Raw genomic sequence first — 6,307 nt, 5'->3', positions numbered from 1 at the left:
CGCAGTCGTGTATGTAGGCTCCCTGTATGGCATCTGAGTCTGCTTGATGTCTCGCTCGGGGGAGTCGGCTCCTAAATTCCTCCCAAATGATCATGGCGTTCTGCCAGGTCAGGGAGGGGCGGGCGCGGAAACGCCCCCGGCCGGTATGAACGGTCGGGGGCGTTCGCGCCGAGGAGGAGGGGTGGTCGTGGACCACCTCGGCGCGCTTTGTATCCCGGAGGGTCGGACTCGCGGGAAGGCTCTAAGGGTGTAGGCGTGCGGTCGACCGGGGTATTCGAACACCAGTCCACTTGATCGTTCAAGGTACTAACAAGCTTCGACGTGGCCGTTGACCTGCGCAAGGTCTTGGGCGCCCAAGCTTTCGAACGCATCTCTACGGTTTGGTCACGGCCACCACCGGCCGCCGTGACGACGTACAGGGACATGCATGCCTCGGGCCGCGCCGCCATACCAGCGCGTCGCCGCAGAGATCCGCCGCCGGATCGCCAGCGGCGAGTGGCCACCCGGCTACCAGCTTCCCTCCCGCGCCAAATTCGCTGCCGAGCTGGGGACCACCGATGCTGCCGTACGTCTCGGCATGGCGCTGTTACGGCGAAGCGGGGAACTCGAAGGAACTCAACGCACCCGGCTCTGGGTAGCGCATCCTCCTGCTGTGCGCACACTCCTCGATCCCGACGGAGACTGGCCCCACCCCCGCGGCGAGGGGGCGGCCGGCAGTCAGCGAGCCGATGCCGACCTTGCCGGACGCCTGGGTGTGCCCAGTCGGACCAGGGTCAGATGGCATCGCGAGGAGCTGCTCGATCCCGACCAGCGGCCGAGCCACCTCATCACGACGTGGTGGGCTGGTGCCAGACCGGAACGGTGGTCCCGCGTCGAGGCTGAGGTCGTCCTCCACCACCTCACGCCAGCTAAGGGTGAACACCTCGGCCTGCCGAGCGGCGTACCGGCCTGGCTGATCCAGCGCACCCGGTACTCCGAGGCCGGACGCCCCATCGAGGTCGCGGACATGGTGCTGCCCGCCGACCGATGGAGGGTCCGACTGCGGTAGGCCCTGGCCGACGCCTCGCCGGACGCCGGCCAGGGAGTCAACGGGACCAGGTGCGCGGGCGGCTTGCTCGGTGCCGGGTAGTCGCGTTGCAGTGACGCACCAGCTCGGTCCGCTCGTCCACCGTCCGCACTAGCTGGCCCTCGACGTGTGGCGTGCCGCAGGACACGCAGGTGCCCGCCGCCCGCACTGGGGTGCCGCCGGCGGCGCTCACTCGCCCGGCCACGGACTACCCGGCAGCGGCGCGCCCGGCCAATCCGTGGACTCCGGGGCCGCAGGGGTGCCGTACGTCTCAGACACTGCGGACACCGCGGCCTGCCACTCGGGGTCGTCGCCCGGGTCGAAGAACCCGACATTGCCTTCGTCGGGGTCGTAGCTCACTGCTCCTCCTTGGGGGCGCTCGGGCAGGTGGGGTGCGCGACGACGGCCCAACCCAGGCTTGGCAGGTCCGGAACGCAGACGTGGCCAGCCGGGACAAGATCGCCGTGGTCACCGCTGCACACGATGCACGCAAGCCCGTCCTTCTGGGCACGGGTGAACGGCGCCGGTGCTCGGCGGTGGTTGATCACGGCCCCAGCATCGGCATTCCCCGAGGCCGCCGCCAGGGCCACGGTGAGTACCCACCGTGTAGTGCCGGCCGCTACTACGCTCGTGCCACCATCGACCCGGGAGGCACCGTGCCCGCACCGGAACCGCTCCCTGCCCATGTGCTCGCGGACCCCGCGTTCGTCAGCGCGTGCGCGCATAGAGAAATCGGCAGCGTCTTCCAGCTCGCCCGCCGGGCCGGCATCGGCCCCGCCCAGCTCGCCCGACGCACGGGCTTGTCGATCAGCCGCGTTACCGAGATCACGAGTGGCGGTCGGACGGTCTCCAGCATGGACGTCATCGAGCGGATCGCCGACGGTCTCCGCATCCCCGGACGCATGCTCGGCCTCGCCGACCGCCCGTGGGAGCAGACCCCCGGGCCCTTCGCCTTCGGGCCCGCTGCCGTCCCTGAGACCTGGGAAGTCCTCGACATGATGTCCCGCTCCACTGCCTCTGATTCCGCCCTGACCCACCTGGAGGCGGCCGTCGCCGACGTGGCCTACCGCTACCCGTCCACGCCGCCTGCGGAGTCCGTGCCTGCGCTCCAGCGGCAGCTCGTCGGTGTGCACGCGATGCTCGACCGGCCGCAGTCCATCGCCGCCCGTCGCCGAGGAGTGCGGATACTGGCCGCCGTGGCTGGCCTGCTCGGCCTCGCCCACCATGACCTTGGCGACCGCGGCCGGTCCGAGGCCCATTTCCACCTTGGCGCCGTCGCCGCCGGCGAGGGAGAGGCCGACGACCTCACCGCGTGGCTCCTCACCATGCAGTCGATCGTTGAGTACACCGCTGGCCGGCGCGACACGGCCGCCGTTCTCCTGGATCAGGCCGACGCTCTCGCTGCCACAGCGGCCCCCCGCCGCCGCCGTGCATGGGTCGCCGCCAACCGCGCCCGCGCTGTAGCGGCTGGCGGCGACCGGCCGACTGCACTGGCCGCACTTGACCAGGCCGCCCACCACCTTGACCTCTCGGAGGACGAGGTAGTGGGCGGCCTCGACTTCTTCACCGCTCCCCGCCTTGACGGCATCGCGGGTGAGACCTACGCCCACCTCGGCGAGCATGACGCCGCCGGGCGCCTCCTGGAGGCAGCCATCAGCGCCAGGGCCGTGGCCGACGTCAAGGGCCGCTCCGTGCTCACCCTCGACCTCGCCGAGGTCCGGCTCGCCCAGGGAGACCTCGACGCCGCGCTCGGCACAGCCCATGCTGCACTCGACCTCGCTGGCACTGCCATGGTCCAGCCCCTTGTCCTCCGAGCCCGAGCGTTCCAGCAGGCCCTCGCTCCCTGGGCGGCCGAGAGGCCCGTGCGGGAGCTGGCCGTGCGCGTGAGAGAGTCGAGCCACCAGCTCGCACGCGCGTGAGGAGGCCTAGGTGACGGCAGCGGAGTGGCAGGTCTACGGCCGACGGCAGGTCTATGGGTCGCCCTGGGTGGAGCTGTGGCTCGACGACGTCGACATCCCCGGCACCGGCCGGATCGAGCACCACGTCCTGCGGATGCCACGCGCCTCCACCACCGCCGTCGTCACGGACGATGACGGCCGCTTCCTCCTCATCTACCGACACCGCTTTATCACTGGCCGGTGGGGTTGGGAAGTGCCTGCGGGGTGGGCCGACCCTGGCGAGGACCCGGCCGATGCCATCGCCCGTGAGGTGGAGGAAGAGACCGGCTGGCGTCCCGGTGCTGTGGAGTTGATGACGGCGTACGACGCTATGGCGGGCATCAGCGACGCGCATTTCCGGGTGTACCACGCTACTGACTGCACACAGATCGGAGAGCCCGAGGACATCTCTGAGGCCGCCCGGGTGGAGTGGGTGCCGGAGGCCGAGGTGGTCAAGCTCCTCGTGGGTGGCGAGGTCTCAGACGGGCCGTCGCACGCGGCCCTCTCCTACTACCTCGGCCCGCACCGGTTGGCGCGCGGGGACGGCTGACCTCCCCGCTCACCTGTTGCCCCTCCACATCGCCGCGCTCCGGGCGGACCGCGCGATGACGCAGGCATGGGAGCAAGACGGGGATATCGATGCCGCGCGCGAGGCCTACGTCCAGGCGGCCCTCGCTCTCCGCGCCCACCCGATCTGGGAGCAAGCCCGACAGGTCGACGAGCACCACCAGACCTGGCAGGCCAGCATCGACGCCGCACGTCAGAAGCTCGATGCCGAGGCCAAGGCAGAGTCCGCGTTGGGGCTGCCCGGTTGGTCACAGGTCGGCCACATTGTCCGCACGCTGCCGGTCTGTCCCGCTACGGTCCCCCTGACCACACCACCACCTCTGGGGACCCCATGCGCCGCACAGCCCTCGCCCTCGCCGCCGCCAGCCTCGCCCTCGCCGCCGCCTGCAGCAGCACCGGCACCGACAAACCCGCCGCCGTACCAGCCGCCAGCGCCCCCGCCGCGGTGGAGACCAGTGCCGCCAGTACGCCCACGGCGGCGGCTACCACGGCCGCTGCACCGACCAGTACGGCCCCTGCGGCCACCACGCCGGCTGCCCCGATGGATGCGAACGCCGCCCTCACCGCGCTCTCCAAGGCCGTCCCCAGCATCAAGCTCGTCAAGGCCTACACGGCTGAGACCGATCCCAACCACCTCCTCGGCCGCCCCGGCCAGTACGTCTCGAAGGTCGCGTTCTCCGACAGCCGGCTGAAGGCCGCTGACCTCGAAGGCGCCGACGAGGACGACATCATCCGCGGCGGCTCGATCGAGACGTTCGCCACCGAAACTGAGGCCGCCGCCCGCCTCGGTTACCTCCAAGGCGTCATCAAGGCCCTGCCCGCAGCTCTGGAGTACGACTACGTGGTACGCGGGACCGTGCTGATCCGGGCATCCAAGCTGCTGACCCCGGATCAGGCTAAGGGCCTCGAAGTCACCCTCAAGGGCTGACCCCGGGCACGACGAAGCGCCCCCCGCCCGGCACATGGCCGGACGGGGGGCGTGGCGCTTCAACGGGTGGCGTCAGCAGTGGGCGTCAAGCACCCGGGTCAGCTCATCCTCCAAGGCCGCGACAGCGTCCCACGCTTCCTGTCGGATCAGGTGAGCTGGACGGCGATGGCGGAAGCGAGCTGCGGCGGGACGCCGAGGCGGGCGCCCAGGGTGTCGGTGTCGATCGGCTCGCCGGTGCGGGCGCGGTGGTCGTCGGCGACCTTGCGGGCGTGGCCGACCAGCGCGGCGGGGAGAGCGGGGCTCGGCGGTGCGGGCGCCGGCGCCGGTGCGGGCGGGAGGCTGGGCAGCTCTTCGGCGACGGCCAACGGTTCAGCGAGGGGTGCGGGCTCTGCCACAGCGACCGGCCGCTCGTAGGCGGGCGGAGCGTCGTCGACGACGGCCGGCTAGCGGCAGGCTCCCCGTGGCTGTGGGTCAGCAGGGTGCCGCCGAAGAACGCGAGGGCGGGCCAACCGGCGACGAGGATGCGGAGCCAGGTCGGGACGTGGCCGAGGTCGAGCAGCCCGGCGGTGGCCACGTTCGCGCCGAGCGAGGCGGCCAGGGCGAGGCGAACCAGGTCCAGGCGGCGCGGGCCGGTTCGTCGGCGTCGCGGAGCATCCGAATCCTGCGCCACGTGGCGACGAGCAGCAGATCGACGGAGACCGGGTAGGCCCAGGCCTTCCAGTCGTGCTGCCCGGCTGCCGCGGCCAGGTCGTGCAGGTGGGCGAATGAGAGGGCGCCGGCGATGGCGGCAGGCCGGTGCGCCGCCGGCGCTCGTCGTCGCGGTCGTCCCAGTCCGGCGGCACGAACAGCCGCCAGGACAACGGGCTGGAGGCCTGGTCGGTGACGGCGTGGACGCTCACCCCGACACGGCGCGCAGCCCGAGGCGCCCGCCTACGGTGGCGCGGGCCGCAGGACACTGCCCCGCTACCGCACGGACTCCCTTGCCCTGCACGAACTCGCCACCGCGGGCGGGCGCCGGGAGTTTCGGCAGGTCACCTGGCGCCAGGGCGGTCGCGGGGCGATGCGCTCACGGTTCCGCGTCCTGGAAGTGTGGCCCGCGGCGAAGATCCCCCGCACGCTCGCCGACGCCGACGTGGGCGGAAGCGCCGCCCGGGACGGCGTCCTGTCGGCCGAGACCTTGCTGGCCGAATGGCCGCCCGGTGCGAGCGCGCCCACCGACTACCGGCTCGCCAGCCTGCCACCCGACACCGCGATCTGCCGCCTCGTGCGCCTGGCCAAGATTCGCTGGCGCATCGAGCACGACCACCGCGAGATGAAGCACGGCCTGGGCCCGGACCACTTCGAGGGCCGCACCTGGCGCGGCCGGCGCCACCACGTCACCCTGGTCACCGCCGCCCACGCCTTCCTCACCCTCCGGCGCCTCGACCCAGAAGTCGAGGCGCCGGCCTGACCTTCCACCGAGTCCTCGACGCCATCCGGGACCTCATACGGGCCTGGACCGGCGAATGCCCTACCTGCCACCGCGAGTTACCCACTACACGCCAGCCAGCACGCACCTGACCACTCCGAACCTAACGAAGTACTACTCGAAGTTGCGAACTCGGATGTCCGTGCCACAGGCGTGCCAGAACGGGCGCTACGTGGTGGTCAGTTGCGGGCACTGTCGGTGTGATGAGCAGGTAACTGGCAGGCCGGGCGGGGTGCAGGTCGGGGCGGGTGGCGCACGCCAAGGCTTGCGAAGCCGATGTCGGCGGTTCGAAACCGTCCGCGCCAACCACTCCGAGTACTGATGAACGACGGTTACGGCTC

Annotated in this window: 6 protein-coding genes and 2 pseudogenes; 5 read left to right on the top strand and 3 right to left on the bottom strand. The window is 71.4% G+C overall.

What is annotated here, in order from left to right; translation table 11 throughout:
- Positions 1–427 precede the first annotated feature (427 nt).
- On the top strand, positions 428–1,048 hold the full coding sequence (locus tag ABD308_RS19060; RefSeq protein ID WP_344336085.1) for a UTRA domain-containing protein: 621 nt from the start codon (positions 428–430) through the stop codon (positions 1,046–1,048).
- A gap of 207 nt (positions 1,049–1,255) precedes the next feature.
- On the opposite strand, the gene ABD308_RS19055 is transcribed toward ABD308_RS19060, so the two are convergent.
- Positions 1,256–1,426: a hypothetical protein gene (locus ABD308_RS19055; RefSeq protein WP_344336082.1), complete on the bottom strand. Its 171-nt coding sequence runs from the start codon at positions 1,424–1,426 to the stop codon at positions 1,256–1,258.
- Between the two features lie 80 nt (positions 1,427–1,506).
- Here ABD308_RS19055 and ABD308_RS19050 point away from each other — a divergent pair, with 80 nt between their 5' ends.
- The 3 genes from ABD308_RS19050 to ABD308_RS19040 all read left to right on the top strand — a co-directional run bounded on the left by ABD308_RS19050 (position 1,507) and on the right by ABD308_RS19040 (position 4,498).
- The gene (locus ABD308_RS19050) at positions 1,507–2,985 is read left to right on the top strand and encodes an NsdA family TPR-like regulatory protein (RefSeq protein ID WP_344336079.1); all 1,479 of its coding nucleotides are present in this window, start codon (positions 1,507–1,509) and stop codon (positions 2,983–2,985) included.
- Between the two features lie 10 nt (positions 2,986–2,995).
- The gene (locus ABD308_RS19045; protein ID WP_344336076.1) at positions 2,996–3,553 is read left to right on the top strand and encodes an NUDIX hydrolase; all 558 of its coding nucleotides are present in this window, start codon (positions 2,996–2,998) and stop codon (positions 3,551–3,553) included.
- Positions 3,554–3,901: 348 nt separating this feature from the next.
- Positions 3,902–4,498 carry a hypothetical protein gene (locus ABD308_RS19040; protein ID WP_344336074.1) on the top strand — a complete coding sequence of 199 codons (597 nt, stop codon included), beginning with the start codon at positions 3,902–3,904 and terminating at the stop codon, positions 4,496–4,498.
- 146 nt (positions 4,499–4,644) lie between these two features.
- On the opposite strand, the pseudogene ABD308_RS19035 reads toward ABD308_RS19040, so the two are convergent.
- Both ABD308_RS19035 and ABD308_RS39730 read right to left on the bottom strand, forming a co-directional pair.
- Positions 4,645–5,329: pseudogene (locus ABD308_RS19035) on the bottom strand (DUF2637 domain-containing protein).
- 11 nt (positions 5,330–5,340) lie between these two features.
- Positions 5,341–5,397, bottom strand: a pseudogene (locus tag ABD308_RS39730) (hypothetical protein); the annotation flags it as partial.
- Between the two features lie 161 nt (positions 5,398–5,558).
- On the opposite strand from ABD308_RS39730, the gene ABD308_RS19025 reads away from it, so the two are divergent.
- Complete coding sequence (locus ABD308_RS19025; RefSeq protein ID WP_344336072.1) at positions 5,559–5,948, top strand: transposase; 390 nt, start codon at positions 5,559–5,561, stop codon at positions 5,946–5,948.
- Positions 5,949–6,307: the final 359 nt, after the last annotated feature.

Source organism: Kitasatospora putterlickiae (genome assembly GCF_039527695.1).
Classification (GTDB): domain Bacteria; phylum Actinomycetota; class Actinomycetes; order Streptomycetales; family Streptomycetaceae; genus Kitasatospora; species Kitasatospora putterlickiae.
Note: the sequence above shows the minus strand (reverse complement) of the source record. Positions and strands in the feature narration are given on the sequence as shown.